7 protein-coding genes and 3 pseudogenes are annotated in these 20,941 nt (G+C 56.0%); 2 read left to right on the forward strand and 8 right to left on the reverse strand.

Going from position 1 to position 20,941, the window contains the following annotated elements; translation table 11 throughout:
- Nucleotides 1-472 precede the first annotated feature (472 nt).
- Together ML_RS08900 and ML_RS08905 are read right to left on the reverse strand one after the other, a co-directional pair.
- Nucleotides 473-2,643 (reverse strand): annotated as a pseudogene (locus ML_RS08900) (acyl-CoA dehydrogenase).
- A 79-nt stretch (nt 2,644-2,722) separates the two neighbouring features.
- Nucleotides 2,723-3,360 (reverse strand): annotated as a pseudogene (locus ML_RS08905) (SDR family NAD(P)-dependent oxidoreductase).
- A 2,275-nt stretch (nt 3,361-5,635) separates the two neighbouring features.
- Between ML_RS08905 and ML_RS19245 the strand changes: the two are divergent.
- On the forward strand, nt 5,636-5,758 hold the full coding sequence (locus ML_RS19245) for a PAS domain-containing protein (RefSeq protein WP_368730475.1): 123 nt from the start codon (nt 5,636-5,638) through the stop codon (nt 5,756-5,758).
- A 1,449-nt stretch (nt 5,759-7,207) separates the two neighbouring features.
- Here ML_RS19245 and ML_RS19885 read toward each other — a convergent pair.
- The 5 genes and pseudogenes from ML_RS19885 to ML_RS08930 all read right to left on the reverse strand — a co-directional run.
- Nucleotides 7,208-8,301 (reverse strand): annotated as a pseudogene (locus tag ML_RS19885) (IS1634 family transposase); the annotation flags it as partial.
- Between the two features lie 616 nt (nt 8,302-8,917).
- On the reverse strand, nt 8,918-10,789 hold the full coding sequence (locus tag ML_RS08915; RefSeq protein WP_010908520.1) for a putative bifunctional diguanylate cyclase/phosphodiesterase: 1,872 nt from the start codon (nt 10,787-10,789) through the stop codon (nt 8,918-8,920).
- A 17-nt stretch (nt 10,790-10,806) separates the two neighbouring features.
- Nucleotides 10,807-12,918 (reverse strand): Rv1355c family protein, encoded by a 2,112-nt coding sequence (locus tag ML_RS08920; protein ID WP_231846587.1) that lies wholly within the window; start codon nt 12,916-12,918, stop codon nt 10,807-10,809.
- Nucleotides 12,919-13,263: 345 nt separating this feature from the next.
- The gene (locus tag ML_RS08925; protein WP_041322959.1) at nt 13,264-13,971 is read right to left on the reverse strand and encodes a hypothetical protein; all 708 of its coding nucleotides are present in this window, start codon (nt 13,969-13,971) and stop codon (nt 13,264-13,266) included.
- Between the two features lie 1,144 nt (nt 13,972-15,115).
- Complete coding sequence (locus ML_RS08930; RefSeq protein ID WP_010908522.1) at nt 15,116-16,024, reverse strand: EAL domain-containing protein; 909 nt, start codon at nt 16,022-16,024, stop codon at nt 15,116-15,118.
- A 703-nt stretch (nt 16,025-16,727) separates the two neighbouring features.
- On the opposite strand from ML_RS08930, the gene ML_RS08935 reads away from it, so the two are divergent.
- The gene (locus ML_RS08935; RefSeq protein ID WP_156511956.1) at nt 16,728-16,880 is read left to right on the forward strand and encodes a hypothetical protein; all 153 of its coding nucleotides are present in this window, start codon (nt 16,728-16,730) and stop codon (nt 16,878-16,880) included.
- A gap of 684 nt (nt 16,881-17,564) precedes the next feature.
- On the opposite strand, the gene ML_RS08940 is transcribed toward ML_RS08935, so the two are convergent.
- Nucleotides 17,565-20,885, reverse strand: coding sequence for a LuxR family transcriptional regulator (locus tag ML_RS08940; protein ID WP_010908523.1), 3,321 nt, complete (start codon nt 20,883-20,885; stop codon nt 17,565-17,567).
- Between the last annotated feature and the right edge of the window lie 56 nt (nt 20,886-20,941).

A 20,941-nucleotide genomic window follows, 5' to 3' on the forward strand; every position in this document is an offset into this window, starting at 1 on the left:
TATATTCTTATAGCGCCACATCACCGCGACTCCATGGTCCCCGTACTGTATGTATTGCGCATCGAGGTCTGCGATCGCCGGAGTATTTAGCCCAAGTTGGTTGGCCGTTACCCCACTTATGCCAATCAGCACGTTTATCGGCGATCCCAGCCGAAAACGATCATTGCCCGATGTGCATCGAAATGGCCGTGCAGAGATAAACTAAACGTCCTGTTGATGGGCCACTAAGAGCTGCTTTCGCAGCGTACATAGCCAGCTCAGAAACTACGTAGCCGCCTCATACATCCATCTCACCTAACGGCTCAACAACTCCGGAAAACATCATTTCAGTCATGTGTTGCCGCTCCCCGGCGGCGACCATCGAGCCAGTATCTGTCGGCACCGCCGTGTTGGTGGTACGTAATAACTGCGAGATTCACTGTGCTGGGACGGATCCCAAGCACCCGGGCAACCTAACAAAGCACCCGGAATCTTAGTTAATCAACGGATCGCGCGGCATGCCGAGAATCCTCTCGGCAATTTGGTTGCGAGTAACCTCCGAGGTGCCGCCAGTGATCACCATACCGCGCGCGCCCATGATCAACCGGCCGACCACTGTGCCAGGACCGTCGAGCAATGCAACCTCGGGCCCCAGCAGCACCGCCAAAATCGCCGCGCCCTCAACCATGTGCTCCGCCAGCTTCAGTTTGGTGACGTTGCCTTCCGGGCCAGAACCCACCCCTTCGACACTGCGGGCGACGCGACGCAGGTTCAGCAGCCGCAGCGCATGGTCTTCGGCGAGGTAGGTTCCGACACGGATTTCCGCACTCGCCAACCGATCCACCCGCTGCTGGGCTAGCTGCACCAGTTGCGCCGCCATCCCCTCGTAGAACGAGTCACTACCGCCGAGACTGACCCGCTCATTGCCCAACGTCGCCCGCGCGATCGTCCACCCGGAGTTGGGCACACCAACCACATCCTCATCCGGAACGAACACGTTGTCGAAAAACACCTCATTGAATTCCGACCCGCCGGTAATCTGCCGCAATGGCCGCACCTCGACGCCCACTGCCTTCATGTCGATAATCACGGTGGTGATGCCCGCATGCTTAGGTGCATCCGGGTCGGTACGTACTGTGGCCAGGCCGCGGCGACAATACTGGGCCCCACTGGTCCACACCTTTTGCCCGGTGATCTTCCAGCCACCGTCCACTCGCGTGGCCCGGGTCTTAACGGACGCTGCATCCGAACCAGCGTCGGGTTCGGAGAATAACTGACACCAAATTTCCTCTTGAAGCAACGCTTTTCCCGCGAATCTTTCAATCTGCCAAGGCGTTCCGTGTTGGATCAAGGTTAGGATCACCCAGCCGGTAATCGAGTAATCCGGGCGTTTGATTCCTGCTGCGCAAAACTTTTCATCGATCACCAACTGCTCCACAGCATCGGCCGAGCGACCCCACGGTTGGGGCCAGTGCGGCATCACGTAGCCGGTCTCGATCAGCTTGTCGCGCTGTGCCTTCGTATCCAGGGCGGCGAGCTCGGCGGCGTCGGCACGGATCTGGGTACGCAATTCTTCGGCTTCGGCCGGCAAATCCAGGCTGTTGGTCCGAACAGCACCAGCCGCGGTGCGATCGAAGACATCCACGGCCGGCGCGTCACCACCCAGCAATGCCGCACTGACTAGCGCCCGCCGCAGGTGTAGGTGCGCATCATGTTCCCAAGTGAAACCGATACCGCCATGCACCTGAATGTTGAGTTCGGCATTGCGAGTGTAGGCGGGGAAGGCCAGCGCAGCCGCTACCGCGGCAGCCAGCCGGAATTGCTCTTCATCCTGGGATGCCGCACGTGCGGCATCCCAGACCGCGGCGACCGCCGACTCGGCGACCACCAGCATGTTCGCGCAATGATGCTTGACCGCCTGGAACGTGGCGATGGTGCGGCCAAATTGCTGACACAGCTTGGCATACCCGACGGCAGCGTCGACACAGTCGGATGCTCCGCCCACCGCCTCGGCAGCCAGCAAAGTGCGCGCCCGAGCCAGCACCGATTCCCGTGCCCCAGGCAAAAGGTCGTCGGCGGTGACGCTAACGTTGTGTAGCCGGACGCGCCCGCAGCGCCGAGTCGGATCGAGATTTTCCGGTCATGTCCACCGACCACACCCGCGCGGTCGCGTTCCAACACCAGCATGTCGTCACCAGCGGCAACCAACAGCAACTCGGCGAGCCCAGCCCCCAATACGATTCCGGCCTCGCCATCGGCAGTGCCACCGTCTTTGACCCGCACCTGGCCGTACAACCCGATTCCCGCAGTGACGCTACCGTCGATCAACCCCGACAGCAACCGCGCCTTGTGACCAGCGGTGCCGTCGTTGGCGATCACTGCCGACGCGATCACGGTCGGGACAAATGGCCCCGGCGCCACCGCGCGCCCGAGTTCTTCTATCACCACCACGAGTTCGGGCAACCCGTAGCCTGAACCGCCGTACTTTTCGTCTACGTGCAGACCGGGCCAGCCGAGCTCCACCATGTCGTGCCAGAATGCAGGCCGGACCTCGTCGGGCGTATCGAGCAGCGACCGAGCCGCCCAGCGCACCTGCTGCGAGATCAAGAACGCGCGGGCTACCTCGGCGAGTTCGCGATGATTGTCGGTCAGTGCGATACCCATCAGGGTCCTCCTCGCACCGCTTTCCGATTGGAAAAAGCAAAATGTAGTGTACTTAATGTGACAAGAATCGCCGATGAGGCTACTTAGGCACGAATAACTGTCCAGCATCCAGGCATAAACATTTACCGTTGAGCATCGAGTTATCCACTATGGCTGCACCAACTTCGCTTATTACTCAGGCCGTCCCATCCGCTTAGCGAAGACCGTATCGCGGGTCAGCATAGCCGCCCTCCCGTCGGAACCTCACAGTCAAGTCGGTCAGAAACAAATTCGGAGCGATCGCCAGCACCCCGTCCCCAGCGACCCAAGGTCGCGCATAATAATCCTCGGGCTCGTTCTTGCTCATGTGAGCAGCTGACAACCGACTCATGTTGAACGTCGCGATGAGATTGAGATCCACCACCGAGCGGAAGGATTCGAGGTCAAGGAGACCGGATTTGGTGAACGTCCGCTTGGCTATACCGCCGCCGGTGGTCACTGCGACTTACAGACCGCGGAGTTTGTCAACCGTGGGCTCAGTGCGAATGAAGTCGGTGACATAGACACCTACTAAAATAAAACACACCACCGAGACCTTCGATAACTGTTTTACCGTCGGCAACCCTCGCGATCAAGGACAGTGACCTGTGCGCCACGCTCGGCCAACCACTCGGCAGTAGCCCGCCCCATACCTGACGCACCACCGACGACGGCAGCCTCTTTCCCGGTGATCTCCATTCAGCCCTCCATTGCCGTAGCCTTCTGAACATCTAGTACGCACGCTAGAGCGCCCGCGTAACCAAGATGACGGCAAGCCTTGGCGAGCTGAACTGTGCTGTTTTTCGATGTGGCTACCATATCACACGATGTTGGCGGCACCTCGTCGCGGTTGTTCTAAAGTCGCGCGCATCGCTAGCGTAGTCGCGATCATCATGTCATGGCTCTCCGGTGAATTACACCAACGCTCCATATCGCCGTCAGCTAGGTATCGCTACAGTCACGACCAACGGCAGCATCGCAGCCAGTACTGAATGCTACCAACATCGACACCACCTTATCTCCCAAGATCAGCGTAGTGTCCGGCAATAAGACCCAAGCGCGGCGTGACGAACTCGTCGTTCGGTTACTCGCTGCCGCCACCAAAACCGAAACAACTCTTTCTGCGCCAGTTACTAAAGCAGTGAGCTGTGCCGAGGTGCGCTGGTCAGGCTCATGACTAACACTGTCGTCATCGCCGAAATCCCGACTGCCACAGTACAACGCGCGGCAACGCTTAGCAGAAGTCTGCTCGCGGTAGCCAGCGGCAACTGGATCGCCGAAACATCCTGAAAAACCTCCTGGTTCAGCCTATCGCCGGTTACCTTGTAGCTGGTATCTAAATCATTTACGATTGCTCCGCGGAAGTTCTTCGGATGTGGTTGCTGCTTGCGCTACGCAACTACCTGTCGATATTCATGAAATGTAGACGCCATCGCTTTACTCGCGATCGGCACTCGCGATCGGCATTCGCACCGCCCAGCCTACCACGCAGACACTCGGGTGAGCTGCTTCATGCTTTCCAACACCCTCGGTAGTTTGAGCGGCTTACTGGCCAAGCTGCCAAATCCGAATTGGCACCCCGACGTATAGATTAGATCTGCAGCCTGGTGATGATCAGCGTGTGGAACAGCATCCTGCTGTTGAGCAGTAACCGATCCGCTCGGTGTTATCAACACAACTGTTCCCGCTGTTCGGTATTGCTAACTAGCTCGCAAGTATTTTGCTGACCGTCATCATCATGGTGGTTATCAGGAAGAGCCTATTGAAAACGGTTTTTAGCTTCCAGGAGTTCCGCTACTAGGTTATACGGTTGTCGCGCTGACAGCGTCTTGGCAGAAAATCTTCTCCGCAGATCTGGCCATCGGCTGCTGGGCACAGCATATCCGATATCTAGCGGCGAACATTTGGGCAAAATGACGTTAGGTGCGACGAAGAACCAGCATCAGCTCGACGAAGTCATCGGAAACACCTCGATTCAGGGAATCTTGTCGATTATTTTCTCCACGGTTGTCATCCTTGTGTTAGTTGCATGAATTATATTCGCGGTCAAATCAATTCAAAGTGCTGATAGGACATTAACCGAGGATGATCCTATGCCGTCTAAGTTGTTCACACCCTCCGGGTTGCTTAACACCATAACGGAGTAAAAGTTGCAAAAACGACGGTACGCTCGGCCATCGAGTAGCGATGGTCATGACTAAATTCGTTACAACACAATAAAAATGTGCGGTAAGGAAAAATATCAACCTCGGGATCGTGTGTTTATTCAGCCGTTCTCACAAAAGACAACATGAAGAAAATAACCAATTCGTGTGACCAAACAACCGACGCATCCCAAAATGGACATCTGCAGCTACCCAACCTGAAGAAGTATCTAAAGTAGAGCCCTTAGACAGTTGCCTCGATGTCGTACAGTATCATCGATCCTCACCTCAGACGCGATTCGAGGAGCTTCGTAGTCGTGCAAGCTTCAAATATTTCCCCTCACAGGTTAACGCAATCTGGCAATCCTCACTACTGATGCCGTAACACTGCACGCCGATCGATTACAAACAGCTTGGTGTCCTCCAACGTGGTAGTACCAGGGCCGCGAAAGTCCCCTAACTCGGTGTTGCGGTCGAAATCTATTGGACCAAAACATTTCAAAAGCCAATCCTGATCCTTGCCAACCGCGATTGACGCCAGTTTAACTATTGCGGCCCCCGGCCACGTCACCGATATACGGTTTATCAATAACGATATCGAGAACGGTCTTGTCGCAACAGACTTCGCTCTCGCCAGGTTCGTCGTCGACTACCGCAAAATTCTGATCGATACGACCGCTGAAGAGGATGCAACGGGATCGGTCGCCGCTTGCCTAGCAATAGCACGCATGGATTTCGGCTGGCATGGCCAATGAAAGATACAGATCCAGAACGTCATTACTTACAAACCGATATAGCGGATAAGTAACAATTACAAGGAAGGCCAGCTCATTGCGGAACAGCATTACCGCCAGCTGCTCGACCATTCTCCCGACATGATCCTAGTACACAAAGACAGCCGGTTCGTGTATGTAAACCCGGCCGGGGTTAGGTGGCTAGGCAAGACCTCGTAAGAGCAATTCGTCGGCCGTCGGGCCACCGAAGTCGTAAATCCCACCGAGACACAAAAGGGCTTGGCACGCATCATCTCGTTGCGTCACGTCGGGGGATACTTCCGACCCAGCTCCGGAGGCCTTGCTGAGCTTGGGTGGCACCACGATGGACGTCGAGGTGGTGTGCAATGCTCAACTTCTATTTGTATTTGGCCATCATGCGTGACCTGAGCACTCTAGAAAGCTGCCGAAAAGACGCTGCATTATCAGGCAGGTAGCCCTGGTAAGCCACACCAGTGATGCGACTGTCGCCGGTATTGTCAACCCAGTTGGCATCCGGCAACCTAAATGATTTACTGCCGACTAAGCCGCCATGGCGTTGGGGCTTCCAATTCCAGTAGAGCAAGTACGGTCGGTGCATTTGTTGGATCCGGCAGTCATTGTCACCAGTGAAAATGTGTTCCGTGCCGCACAGCACACCTCAGACAGCACTGTTCTGTCAGTGCAGGTAGGTCAGCTCAGCCGCAATGGATAGTAGATTGTTCTAGAATGCGCCGATCAAACGCCCCTGCTGCAGGCTGAGTAGCACTTCCAAACCGTCGTCGCTTCACTTGCGGAGAGTGTGTTTGTATTTAGACAGTGATGGACGCGTTAAAGCGATGAACGCAGCTGCACTACAAATTCTGAACGTCGATTCCAGTGACTAGGTTTACGATTTCGGGAGACGCGTTGTGATAGTTCTGATCTTCGATTCCGAAGGCCGAATACTCAACCCGGATCAACGAACCCTATTTGGGTTCCTGCAAGCGTAAGCCGTTCAGACCTGCAAAGCTCGCCCGGTGCTGCTCTCCTTGGCTTTCCTATGAGGCCGCTCACGATGGGCTGACCGGGACTACCCGATCACAGACATATACTTTTCATAGTACGTGTTTCCGACACCTTGATCTGGATAAATTCAAGATCGCTTTAAGCCAAGAGGAGATGACGCAAGCAAGGTTGGATCAACTAGCCGAAAGGATCCTTGCTGCGCTGGCTAAACCTGTACGTATCGGAAGTGCTGAGGCGGTGGTAAGCGCCAGTAACGACATCCTCGTAATTACTGAAGATTACCCATGCAATTCTAGACAGATTATACACGACACCGAAGCAAGAATTCGGCATGTTAAATCATACGAAGGAAATATGGCTCATTATTTTACACTATCAATATCCCTGCCAAATATGCACTAAATATCGCGTTCTTATGATCAATTTTCACTTGATTTTTCCGAGCAAAATATGGGGTCATTACCAGGTTAACGGAGTGGCTCGTTCGTTACAGCTGCGGATATAGGTGGCGCCATTATATGCATTGCCAACTTAGGGACAATGAAATAAAAAAGGGGGGTGTACCTTTTTAGTTCTAGCCGGCCAGTGTGCGGGTCTTGTCTTCCACTGCGCAATTGACACTCTATTAGTGGCACCGGGTTAGATATAGCGGTTGCGTTTGACCGGAGAGCGCCCATCGATGACACGCTGGGCCTTAGTGACCTGGTCATTGATGCCACCCAGCGTTTTTCGGGACCGATCGTGGCGGTATTGGTAGTGGAGTGACCCGGTCGGGGATTTTACGGGCTTTTTCTGAACTCGTCGGCGACCACCGCTGGGTAATGAACCAGCCCGTCGGGGACCGCCTCTCTGGGGTGTTTGTCACACACTATTAGCGCACCACGTCAGGCGGGTGCGGAACGCTAGCACCGAAGATATAGGACAACCCGGCAGCCTGTAGGACGACCTGGTTGGCTTCGGAGATCATGCCGGCGTCAGCCCACCACGGTCACGTCGGTCAGATTGCGAGCGGTCTTAAATGCATTGAGGACCGGCACCATCGTGGTGGTCTCGGTTCGGTTGCCCTCGAACGCCGCGACATTGAGCAAAACCCGGTAGCGTCAGTGAACGCCCCAGGGTGATCTACGGGTCCAACCGGCGTTCCTTCGAAAACCCAAGCTCGCAGAAACCATCCCCCACACCTTCTCGAAGTACAAGGTTGTCACGTCGTAGAGCACCAGACTGGCTGTACTCAACTTACGCATGAGCAGCTCACGGGGTCGAACGTTGCTGCCGGAATGCAGGTTTAGCGAAGACTGGTACTGGTAGGAGTCGATTCAGTGTCCAGTAGGCCGCCGAATCAACTCCTGTCTCCTTGAACACACATAGTGTATCGACCTTGTTCGTCGGTTCGATGACGTGTACCGTATACCATGGCGCGAACTACCTCATAGCCGCCAGCGGCGGCATCGAAACCCAGCACCTCGTAGTCTTGACACAACGCCTTCCACAGGTGCGCTGGCCTGGACACCATGATCTCCAACGGGGCGCCGGACGACTCGGGACGATCCAGGCTTTGCTGACTGGCAGCCAGACATTACATTACATTGATTCGCCACAGTCTTGAGCACCTCCAACTCCACTTCTTCGTGCGCAGAACCCAGGTGCCCGCTCTTGCGTGAACCCCACCGTGGGAACCAAACAGCCTACGCAGCCGTAGCCCCCGAAGCCATCTTCACGGTGCGTCCATAAGCCACCACCGCACTCCTAAAAACCTTCAATTAGTAGCCCAGATTCCGTCCCGCCAACGACGAAAACACCAATTCAAAAGCCTGCAGACAACCGATCACCGAAGAATGGCCAAAGTCAGGTCTGATGTGTTCGCTAGTGTTGTGTGTTGGTGATTGTTTTAACGTTTGATTTTGTTGAGGGGGTGTCTGCGGTCTGGGTTCAGGTGAACGGTGTGGTGTGTTCGTTGTAGGTGGGGATCGCGGTTTCGAGGTTGTTGATATCGGTGAACGTGTTGTGGCGGGTGATGGTGGTGAAGAAGATTTTGGTTATGTGTCAGCTATGAGCAGCTTGTCGGTGTGAAGTGCAGTGTGGCTTGCTGGTTATCCTGTAGCCAGGATCGGCTGCTGGGGGTTTGTGGGTTGGCGTAGTTGTCGCAGATTGGGGAATTGCACAAAACCGTGGTCAAATACTGGCAGATCGACTAGATCCGTCCAGCGTTCATATATATATATGAAACTGCCACCAATTCTCAACCTCACAATCCCACCCTAATGCAATCGACGATAACGGTCAGGCAGAAACTACCAAAATTCTTGATCAGCGCTTACAAACCCAAGCAAGTTTGGGGTCGGCGTTCGGGTTTTACGATCGGTGTATCTGGTGTTCGCTCGGCTCCGGGCTTTGACATGTGCCAAGCGCCATGGGTATCACACCTTTTGCCAGCAGAGATTCCATCGCCGCACCGTCGACGGGACGTGAGAGCAGAAAGCCCTGCGCACGGTTGCACCCTAACTCCAGCAGCACCTGCGCTGCAACGGCAGTCTCGACGCCTTCAGCGACGACTTCGAGTTCAAATTCCTTGGCTAGCGCCATGATCGCCCGCACGATCGCTAGATCACTTGCGTTGCTGCCCAGTTCGGCCACGAAGCTCTTATCGATTTTGATGGTGTCCACCGGCAGGGATTTCAAATGGGTCAACACGCTGTAACCGGTACCGAAGTCGTCGATAGCCAGGTGCACTCCGACCTCCTTGAGTCCGGCAAGTGTCTTGCGAGTGGCATCGATGTTTTGGACCACAACATTCTCTGTGATCTCCAGACACACCATGCTGCCGTCGAGACCGAACTCGTCGAGAGTGCCAGCCACGTTGTCAACGAAACCTTCAGCAACCAACTGTACTGGCGAGACATTAATGCGCAACAGCGCATCAAGTCCCACGCCGGCTGAGCGCCATCGACTGAATTCCGCACATGCCGAGTGCATCACCATCCGGCCCAGCTTGCCTGCTAGATTAATCGATTCCGCCACTGGGATAAATGAATCGGGAAATAGCAACCCCCGTGTCGGGTGCTGCCAGCGCACCAAGGCCTCGGTGCCCAAGACTTTGCCGGTACTCATGTCTACCTCAGGAAGGTAGTGCAGCACCAGGTCAGTATCGATCATCCCTGCTAAGTGCAGTTCAACCTCAGTTCTCAGCGTATGCTGTGCGCTGATCCCGTGGTCAAGAACCACGACCTTGCTGCCGTCGCTTTTCGCCGACAGCGCCGCGTGATCAGCCCAACGTAGCAGATCCGACGTGGTATCCCGTCCCGGAAGACCGGTGGCAACACCAATGCTGACGGTGCGGGTGAGTATTTCGCCGTCGATCACCACTTGCTTTTGAAGCCGCGTCTGCAAGCGATGGGCAAACGACTCTGCAACATCAACCGACACCGACTCAGCGGGCACTACGACAAACTCGTCTCCGCCGAAACGGGCAATAACCGTTAGGCTTTCAGCAGCCTCGCGCAGCCTATCGGCGAAGACCTCGATCAGCCGGTCGCCGGCATTGTGACCCAGGTAATCGTTGACCGCTTTGAGCCGATCGAGGCCAAGGAACAGCAACGTCACCGGGCCGCGCTGACCGTCGGCCAGCCTCTCATCGAGGTGCGCGATCAGGGCTCGGCGATTCAGCAGCCCTGTGAGATCATCGTGTTCGGCCAGGTAACGCAATTGTTCTTCGGCAACGATGCGGGCCTGCAGCTGGGCGAAAAGAGTTGCGATCGCCTGCAGCGCGCGCAACTCATCGTCGTGCCATTCCCGGTCGCCGTACTTAACGAATCCGAGGACACCGGTGGTGATTTCTCCGGACAGCAACGGAACACACGCCAGGGAAACAGCCGGCACAGAGGCGCCCTCCTCGATGCGACGCTGATAGTCGGCATTGGCCGGCTCGGGCCGCAAAACCGCCGGTTCTTTGAGATACTCGGCCATAGCAAAAACCGGGTCGGCGTCGGCGAAATACACCACACCGATCGGGTCAGGATCAGGCACGTAGTCACGCGGCGGCCATTCCACGATCAGCTTGGTCGCGTGAATATCGTGGTTATTGTGACGAAGAAAACTCACATCGACGCCGAAGTGCTCCACCAGGATAGCCAGCACCCCTTCGCTGATCGTGACCGCGGTGGCCGCTGTTGCAGCCATTAACTTCGAGGCCACCCTAGTGACGAGTTCGTCCAGGGACCGGGTCATGGTCTTACCATAACCGCTTAGCCCGACAGCAACCGGATGCGTTCAAAACTTCGGCGGCTCCGCACCGACGCAGGCCCCGCGACAGTCAATCGCAACACCAACACGAGGGAGTTATCGGCCGGGATACGCGCCAGACTGCGGAAGTCTTTGCCCAGTTGACCCAATTCATCGGCGAACTGTGCAGATAATGCGTGTAGCTCGTCGACACTGTGAGCGTAGAGGAACACGGGCGAAATCGGCTGTACTGCGAACCCATACCGCTGCGCAGCGACCCATATCGCCTCGACAGCCGATCCACCACGAGCGTAGTCCGCCAACGCGTGCCCGGGCACCGAGATCACGGCAAGCGCCGAACTGGCCACCACACGATCATGGGTGTCTTGACCCAGCGCGGCGCCGACGTTCCACTGCGCAAGGAGTTCCATAACGTCCGTACGACGAAGCACGTCGAACGCAGCCAACTGATGCCAATCCATTTCGAGGCTACGCACATCAATACCAGTGTCTGGAAACGAATCTCCCGGCCAACGCAGCTCCGAGATCATCTCCTCGTGAAGCCGTGGCGTAAGATACCTCGACCGGTCGGCAGCAGCCAGAATGGTTGCAGCTCGGACGATGTCATCTCGCGCAGTTAGCAGGTGCAGCCGTGCACCTTCGGCCACCGCGGCCGCGTGCAACACATCAATCGTCTCGGTCAGAACCATTGTTGGCTTGCCATGATTGCGATTAGTTTCGCGGACCAGCATCGGCTCATAAACTGCTGCTAAGTCGGGGTTCCACCCATCACCTAAACTTAAGGTGACCCGCAGCGGCGCACCGTCAACATTTTCAGCCAGGCTTACCGGCCCGAGCACACCATGGGCAGCAGCCGCAACCCTAGCGTTGAACAACGCTGCACCCACCGCAACGGCGCTGCCGCGGAAGCCGACGTCGAGGCTGTCAGTATGTTCTGGAGCAATTCGAATCACCAAGGCATCAGGCCCGGCGTCGATGTGCCAGGGCTGTAGGTTTCCACCCGACGGTGCGCGGATCGCAGCAGTGGCAATAACCCCCTCAATACCGGACAGTGCGAGTTCTGAACACTGCGTCGGATTCGCGGGACGATGTCGGGCCATGTCCGGCTCGGTGAGCTGATTGAGCGCCGAGGCGACGTCAATACGCGCTCGCCCCGAGCGCAACTCCTCCCCGAGACCGATTCGGCGTACCGCCTCGGCCACCGCAGTAGCTCCCAGCGCCACGTCCCCTGCCAACTGGGGCCAGGTCGACAGCGAGCGATCGATCTCGACCAACGTCGTCGCAGTGCGCGGCGACAACCGTTCGGCCTCCAGAAAGCGCAAAATATACGGAATTTTCTCGCGGTTGCTCATCTCTGGAAGCAACCGGATATCAAGCTCACCTAGCAGACCGTGCAGAATCGAACGCCGCGGCTCCAAGTCGAACCGCTCAACATCAATCAGGCCGCGGTCACTGGTCGCCATCAGTACCGGAATACCGTGGCTGCGGGCTCCCTCTCGCAGGAGAGCCTTTATGTCCAGCGAATCGCACTGCTCCACCACGACATCGAGGCCCTCCAAGAACTGATCAACGGTGTCGAACGTCAAACCATTGTCAAACACTCGCACTGTCAGATACGGGTCCAGTTCAGCGATGCGGCGCGCAGCTACCTCAGCCTTATTGAGCCCAAGATCGAACACCGTGGCAGGAACTCGGTTGAGGTTGGATAGTTCGAGGCGATCGAAATCGGCCAAGCGCAGTTGTCCGCACAGGCCCTGGGCGGCCAACGTGTGGGCGATCACATGTCCCACACTTAGCCCAGCGACGCCGATGTGTAGTCTGCCCAACGCAACTTGCTCCTCGGCGGTGATCTCGTTGCGGTTGCGGTCCAACCGTACCGCCCGAAACCCGCGCGGACCCAGCATCGATACGACCACATGCCGCCATGGGTAGTACACCCACCTACACGGTTCGGCGATCAACTGCGGATCGGGCGTGGGCAGCAAGCTAAGCAATTCCTGCAGCTGTCGCTCATGATGGTCGACAAAGTCAACCTTGGAATCAGCCCGCAGCCGCTGCAGCACCGCAGCATCAGCGGGGTCGTCAAGGGCCAGAACCCGAGCGTACGGGCTCACATCACGCTCATCACTCACCCTTGCGGCTCCCCTTGGGTTGCACCCATACGCCAAGCCGACGTAGCCGGGTGCCAGTTTCGATCATCTGGCCTCCAATCGACGGCTCAGCTGGAAGGTTGCAGGTCCAAATCGAGCCGTCGACAACCACAGTAAACGTTGCCACCAGCGGGAAATTATCGGCCAGCAAGTGCACTGCAGCTCGCCGAATATAACGTAGCTAGCCCCAGAGTAGCCTCCGAGCCCGAGCCCGCAAAACGCCCCCCGATGTACACTCCGGGACCGGCGGCGAGTTGCTGTGCAGGTTGATCACTGGCCGGCTTCGGCGGTCGCTGTGCAGATTCCACTCTATGTGTTCGTGTCGCGCAACAGCTCGCGCGTCTCAGCAAGCATTATTGATAGTTGTTGCGGTTCAGCATGGTTAGCTAAGGTACGGCGGTCCCACCAAATCATCTTGGTTCGGTAACGTTCATCCGGGTATGCAGCCACCGGGATTTTCGCTGCTACTACTCCCCCCGATGAACGCCACCGGTCCAGCACATGGGCTGCCGCGGTCGCCATAATGAACTGCACCCCTAACAAAGCCATGACTGTAAACGCGGGGCGCGCTAAGGCCTTGGCAATTAAACCACTCTGATGGGAGTCGCTGTCAGCCCATGCGGTCTTTACTTCCACGACCCCAAACGGCACGCGATCATTGATCATCTTGCGCACTGCGGTCAGTCCGGGATTACCTGCCCACTCAACCACGGCATGCGAATCCTCAGCTGACCCCAGCGGACCAATCACGCGCATTCCCCCAACCACCTGTCTTTGCATGTTTACCGCAGCGAAAAATAGCCGTGTGTCATCACCCGCGTCGGGGTCTAGAGTACACTCGACTCCATGTTTGCTGTAGGTACGAAACGCACCGTCAAGATATTCATTCCATAACTTAGGATCAAGGGTGGGCTGCGATACCACAAGCTGACATTGTGCATCGGAAGCCCAGACACTAAGGTTTTCCCGAAGGCACAACCCTTGCGGTACAACAGGATCCAATTGGGCGGTGACCATTATTCTCCAATCTGTATGAATATTAGGTAGTTATGCAAAACGTCATTGCATTTGCTATTAATGGCAATAACTGGTAGAAAATTTCCTATCTTTGGCAATATCCAGCCAGTTTTTCTACAGCATGATTTGAACTGTTATCGAGCCGTTTTAAGCACACTGCACGCAAATTTATCATTTAGCTGAATATTGCTATTTCTGCGCAGACATGTTGTCTTTCGATATCTGAATCCACGACCATAGCGTGTAGAAAATAAAGCTAGATAATACGTGGTTACTTAACTGATCAGTAGTTCCTGACCCCGGTTAGCACTGCTATCGTCAATCATTATTTCAACAGGTCTGCGTCGTTAGGCGCGATTCGTACAGAATTACTCGAGATAGCACATCAACCTTAAATTTGTCCTACTTGCGATATTTATCGCTCAGCACGACCAATTAATTACGGCTATCGTCGCGAGCTCCGATCTCTAACAAGCGACGCTGTTAATATTGCGAAGGTGGTCTGTGAACCCCCATCGATCACGCTCGACGAAGGTCATGGCCCGCCCTAGCCACTGGGCCTGGTGAGCCTATATATGCAGGTAACCGAGAGCCCAGATCTGAACCAAATCGGATCGAAAGCGCTTGCGGGACAAACGATAAACCCGAAGCTACAGCCAAGCCTTGGTCAGCAAAATAAACAGCGGCGACTTACAGTACCCACACCTACCGTATCAACGGGGAGAACCGTTGTCGCTAACCGGAGAAGGTCTCAATAACGTCCTCGTCGACCTAATCTGCGAACCGTTTCACATAGTCGGCGACCTCCACGCCAAGATTTGTCGAGGTCAAGCATTATCACAACCATGCGTATACTTTCGCGAAACGAGGCAGCAAAGCGGTCCTCATCAAAGCTACCCCAAAATTTCTGTGGTTCCCCGGCGGGGAAATGCGTCCCCTCTACGCACCGCCCCGCCGGGTGTCATTTACAAACCTCAGCGATTTGCTCGCAATATCATTTGAGGTTTGTGACAGTTGATATTTGGCCTCGTCAATGAGGCCAATACAATATATGGTGGCCCTCGCTCGCCGCTACAACTAATTGACACGCGCCGCGGTTTGCTAGCTGCGAGCCACCATAGATTTGCTCTCACTATTCGACCTACTACTCAGTGAAAAAATCGGCCGGTAGCGCTTTCGCAAAATGCCAGCCTTGGGCAGCGTCGCAGCCGAAATCACGCAACCTAGCAGCTTGACCGGGCGTTTCAACTCGCTTGGCGCAAACAATGATCCCAAGTTTGAAGGCAAGGTCAATCATTGCCCGGGTGATCTGTTCATCAGCCAACCGGCCACGGATATCACCACCGAGGTTCTCGATGAACTCGCCGGCGAGTTTGACCATGTCGACGGGTAAGTTGCGTAAATAAGCGAGGCTGGAAAATCCAGTACCGAAGTCGTCGATCGCGATACCCACGCCTAACGCGGACAGCTCCTGCAGCCTGGTGATCGATGCCTCATCTATGCTCAGGCTCGCGTTCTCAGTGAGTTCGAGCCGCAACGCGTGGGCAGGCAGACCAGTTTCGCCAAGCACCCGCTCGACCATCGAGAGAAAACTGGGATCACGAATGTTGCGGGCCGAGACGTTGACGCTGACGAACGGTCGCGGATTGGTGCTGTCGTCACGCCAGTTGCGGATATGTCGGCAGGCCTGCTCAATCACGAAGGTAGTGAGTGGTACTATCATGCCGTTTCGCTCGGCAAGGCTGATGAATCGCGCTGGGAGTAGGGTACCCAGCGTCGGATGCGCCCAACGCAGTAACGCCTCGACGCCGATGAAGCGTTTGTCATTAAGCCGGACAATCGGCTGGTAGACGAGGAAAAATTCTCCGCGATCCAGTGCAGCAGGAATCACCTGCAACAGACCATCGTGGACGCTCCGCTGCTCGCGATCGTGATGGCCGTAAAACCATCCACTACTTCGGTCTTTTACCTCGCCACTGCCGCGCGAATCGGCTGACCTGTCACTACACCCATCCGGCAGCGAACTGCTCCGCATAGCACCCTCGATAGGCAATGTCGACAGGCATTCAATGTCGACGTACCGCAGGGCATCCGCAGATACGCCACCCGAATCGTCGCAACCCGCAATTTCCGATGCTGACATCACGCCAGTTCATTCTCGTCTGAATTTACTATAGCTGGGCCACGATGCCTAGCTATTAACAAACTCTAGCGATGCTGCGCAGTGAAGATCATCAGTAGTATTACGTACAACTTGCCACTGTTCCACGTAGAGGACTCAAAGGCTGCTTGCCTCCACGCCCGAGCTACGAAAACAAAGGCGCAAACCGTGCCAGTCTGCAGCAGAAAAATGACCTGATAATGAGTAACTCCGACTGACGAGCACTGCCAGCTACATCAAGACTGGCCTTAGTTGATTTAACTAAAGGTAGGCCAAATTCAGCTCCTTAGCTGCCGAATTTCCCTGTCAAACAAGTCAATACCTTACTGTCATCTGAAAATTGTTTATAGAATTATTAATTTGTGTGAAGATTGACTGTGGAATGCCCTTCGGACTTCGCTGCTGAGGAGCATGTCACAACCACACAGTGACACGGTGTGCGCAGCAAAATCTGTGCTGGATGCAAGCAGATGCGCTAATGCTTATTGTTCGGCGATAGCAAATGATGGGCTCTCATTTACAAGATTGATCCGAGAAACAGACGTTGTTGATGTTACCAAACATTTCAACACCCTTGAACCATGGCGAATGCACGATGAGAACACAGCTTCGGCAGGAACTACACGATTGCGCTGTCAAGTTGCGCAAGCTGGCCCACAACCTCCCGCACGGGGTAGGCGAGTTCGGGCTGCTGCGTTTGTCTGAGCATATGGCAGCAACCGCCGGCCAGCCGGTGCTGCAGCACTAGTTGGGCCGCCTCGACAGATCGTCACGCTCTTCAGCGATAACCGCCCGTAGAATCGTGCACCAACACCGGCTCCTATGCACGGCAAGCAGGCATGTTCGCGCTCCAAATCGTTCGGACAAACGGCACCCGAGCGATACGCTGCTGACAGCACGCACGCGAACCTGCACCCGCAATGACACGGCAACGATACGTGAGCTGAGTCGACTCCAAACATTGCTGCGATACTCACGTGACAACGATCCCAGCCCCCCACATCACCAGATGCACGAGGTGCTGTGTAACCAAAGTCAAACCTGTCAATCGTCACACGTAACCTGCGTACCGGCCACCGCGCTGTGTTCACCGATGAGGTTCCGCTGTATCTGTATAGAAACAGCATCATCGATGCGCACCACAGGCCACCAGCCCTAATCGACCACGCCTAATTACTTTGACGGGGGTATCGGTTCTATGCTCAACGCCGATCTAGCGGTGCCCGCCGACGCCGCGTTAATCCTTGAACCAGTGCCGAACGGATCCGGTCGGCACTGGTTCAGTTGGTCGCTAATGGGACACACATCCAGGTGCTATTCCCACAACGCCGCCTGGCACAAAAGTCGAACTCGGCGAAGTAATCGCCGCGCCAATCAACGGGGGCACAGCTATGGAGAGCACACGTATAGCAGCCGTAGAGAACGTCGCAACCTAGTTGTGGCGCGCAGCTTCTTGCACGAGTTGGACGCGGGAGGTGAGGCCAAGTTTAGAGTAGATGCGTGTGAGATGGGTATGTACGGTTCGAACGGAGACGAAAAGCCGTGCCGCGATATCTTTGGTATCTAACCCCTCGCTAACGAGCCGTATTACATTGTGTTCGGCAGGGGTTAGGGATTCCCAACCAGTGGTCGGTCGTTTACGGTTGCCACGCCCGCGCTGTGCGTAGGTGATCGCGTCGTCGATGGGCATGGCAGCACCCTCTGCCCAGGCGGAGTCGAAATCCTTGCAGCCCATCGCGCCACGAAGCACCGCCACTGCGGACTCATAGCCTGCATCCCAGACTTTGAAGCGGACCTCACCTGTCTTCTCACGTTGCGCGGACGCCGCACCGAAAAGACGCCCGGCTTGACGATGGTTGTCACCCTGGCTGATCAGCTCGGCTAACAATTCCATGCTGTCTGATATGCCCAGAGACGCCTGGATGTCGGCACCGCACGCAAGCGCAGCATGGATATCAGCTCGTGCCAGTTCTGGTTCACCCTGCGCCATAGCGATGCGCGCACGCGTTGTCAAGGCCGCCATTTGATGCCACCCAGTGGTCGCAGAAACACTATTGTCGGCGAGGCGTCGCGCCACGATTACATCGCCTCTTGCCAAAGCGACCGCCGCCATGAGTTCGAGGTGTATCGCTACCAGGCCGTGGTCAGCACCCAGGTGCGGCCGGCACGCCTCGCTGGCCTCGACAGCCGCGGCAACATCGCCCATAGCCAACGCCGCAAAAACCATTGCTGCATAACCAATACCTTGGTACACCCCACTTAATTCCGCTGCGGCTTCAACGACCAGGCCGGCCGTAACCAGGGCCGCGCTGACGTCGCGATGCACCAGCGCCCGAGTTTGGACGTACAGACCGAAAGTTCTCGTCACTGTATCGTGGGCAGCTTCAGCACCGGCAACAACTTCACCCGATCGTACGATCGCTCCGTCCATATCGCCCTGCCATAACTGTGCAATGGAGAGCAGCAAACGACACTGTAGCGAAACGAACCGATCCCCGATTTCTTGAGCGAGATCGTCGGCCGCCTCAGCTGCTGCTCGCAAAGCAACCGGGTCACCTGACACGCAGAATCCAACAACTCCCCAAAGCCGAATCTGGCTCAGTGTCCATTTATCACCTTGCGTTCGCGCGAGCTCAACCGCCTCGGCAAAGTAGGGCCGAGCCACCTCCGTGTCATAGCCACTGCTGAAGCCGCAGGCAGTAAGCGCCCGAGCCAAAACAGCAGAGTCACCTATCTCGCGTGCCATGGTCAGAGCTTGTTGAGCTTGAGTGACGAGGTCACTGCCGTCTGGTGGACTGCTGGCCAATATGGCGTGGAGCATAACCTTGTTGGCAACCGCCCGAGCTAAAACCTCTTTGGGTGCAACAAGATGCTCGATGTTTTTGTGTTCAAAGATCGAGTCGAACCAGGCCAACCCCTCATACATGTGGCCCCGACCAAACCAGATCGGCTGTAGTGAAGACGCGAGTTGCAGTGCGCCAGCGATATCGCCGGTTTCGCGGCTCCATGCGAATGCGCTACGCAGATTGTCAAGCTCGGTCTCAACTTGCTCAACAAGCTGCTCGTGGTCGATGTCTCCCGGAGTATCCAGCAAAGCCCCAAGTGCCATGTAGTGATCGCGGTGACGGGCAAGCACAAGGTCGACCTCATTGGACTCTTCGAGCTTCTTCATCGCGTACTGGCGCACCGTTTCCAGCAACCGGTACCGCGAGCCACCCTGTCTGCCTTCAACTATGACCAAAGACTTGTCTATGAGCATAGTCAGCCGATCGAAAACCTGATCAGGCTCCTCAAGATCATCGTGTCCAACCGCATAGGCCACCTTGAGGTCGAACGTCCCCGAAATTGCCGACAAGCGACGAAACAAGGCCCGCTCGCTTTCGGTCAGCAATGCATACGACCAATCCATCGAGGCACGGAGCGTCTGTTGACGTCGCACCGCGGTACGCGCACCACCAGTCAGCAGCCGAAACCGGTCATCCAAACCATCGGCTATCTCAGTTAACGATAACGTACGTATCCGTGCAGCGGCCAGCTCAATCGCCAAAGGCATGCCGTCAAGGCGCTGACAGATCTCGGTCACGATCTGACGGTTGCCATCGGTAACACTGAAACCGGGTTGAACCAAGGCAGCTCGTTCTGTGAATAATTCGACCGCTTCGTCGGCAGGAGACAGCATTGAAACCCGCCATATGACTTCGCCGGCCACCCCGATCGGCTCACGACTGGTCGCCAAAATCGTCAACGACGGACAAGCGCCCAACAGCGTAGTCATCACATTCGCGCACACATCGAGAAGGTACTCGCAGTTGTCCAACACCATCAGCATGCGACGGTCACCGATGCACCGGCGCAGATTGTCTAACACCGTAATCGGAAAGATGTCGTGATCGGTGTCCGGAGCTAGGTCGAAATACGACAGCTCACCACTAAACTCGTCTGCGACCCTAGCGACGACCTGTAACGCGAGCCGCGTTTTTCCTACTCCCCCTGGACCTACCAGCGTTAACAACCGTTTTTCGGTCAACAGCTCTTGCAGTTCTTTGATCTGCGCAGCGCGACCAACAAAAGTGGTGAGCGGCACCGGAAGACTTGGTCCGCCAGGGACAGTCCGGATACCTAGCTCGTGAAGATTTCTGCGCAGATTACGGTGACACAACTGCATGACACGTACTGGCCGAGCCAGATCCCGCAATAGGTGACTGCCAAGATCCACCAGCCAGGTATCAGCGGGGAGCCCATCAACGACGAGATCTCCTGTGATAGATGACAACACCGTTTGTCCCCCGCATGCCAAATCGAGCAACCCTGCAGCCTGCACCATCATAAAAACCACATTATTGACATCATCGTTGGATATCTGAACCTCACCGGTGTGCAGAGCGATACGAAACCGAACTGGTACGATCGGGGCCAGCTGCAGGTCTAATGCGCACGCTGTGGCGTCGCTAGCACGGGCAAACGTTGCGAGAAAGTTTCCCCTTACCCCTTGGACAACCTGTTGCACCCCGCCGTGAGCCGCGACAGCTTCTGACACCACACAGTCCAGGCGTGCGATTGCATCCGCTGCCTCATCGGGTTGTGTTTCGGACAGCTCTGCCAAGCCTTCGACGTCACCCAGAAACAACGTCACCGTGCAACCGCGATGGAGGTCCGTCGGTACATCGGTCGATCTCAGCCGCGCCACCAGACATGAAGCCAGATAATCAGCGCCAACGGGTACTGGTTTCTGCATCTCGCCCAAAGAATACATGTCTCCCGACACACATTCGGCCGTACATGTTAACCACGGTCTTGTTCCGCGGAAAT

The sequence above is a fragment of the Mycobacterium leprae TN genome (assembly GCF_000195855.1).
GTDB classification, from domain to species: Bacteria; Actinomycetota; Actinomycetes; order Mycobacteriales; family Mycobacteriaceae; genus Mycobacterium; species Mycobacterium leprae.

What these genes read in the sequence shown, in the direction of transcription:
- ML_RS08915 (WP_010908520.1), bottom strand. Translation starts at nt 10,789, where the DNA reads ATGACCCGGTCCCTGGACGAACTCGTCACTAGGGTGGCCTCGAAGTTA.
- ML_RS08925 (WP_041322959.1), bottom strand. Translation starts at nt 13,971, where the DNA reads ATGGTCACCGCCCAATTGGATCCTGTTGTACCGCAAGGGTTGTGCCTT.
- ML_RS08935 (WP_156511956.1), top strand. Translation starts at nt 16,728, where the DNA reads ATGAGAACACAGCTTCGGCAGGAACTACACGATTGCGCTGTCAAGTTG.
- ML_RS08940 (WP_010908523.1), bottom strand. Translation starts at nt 20,885, where the DNA reads ATGTATTCTTTGGGCGAGATGCAGAAACCAGTACCCGTTGGCGCTGAT.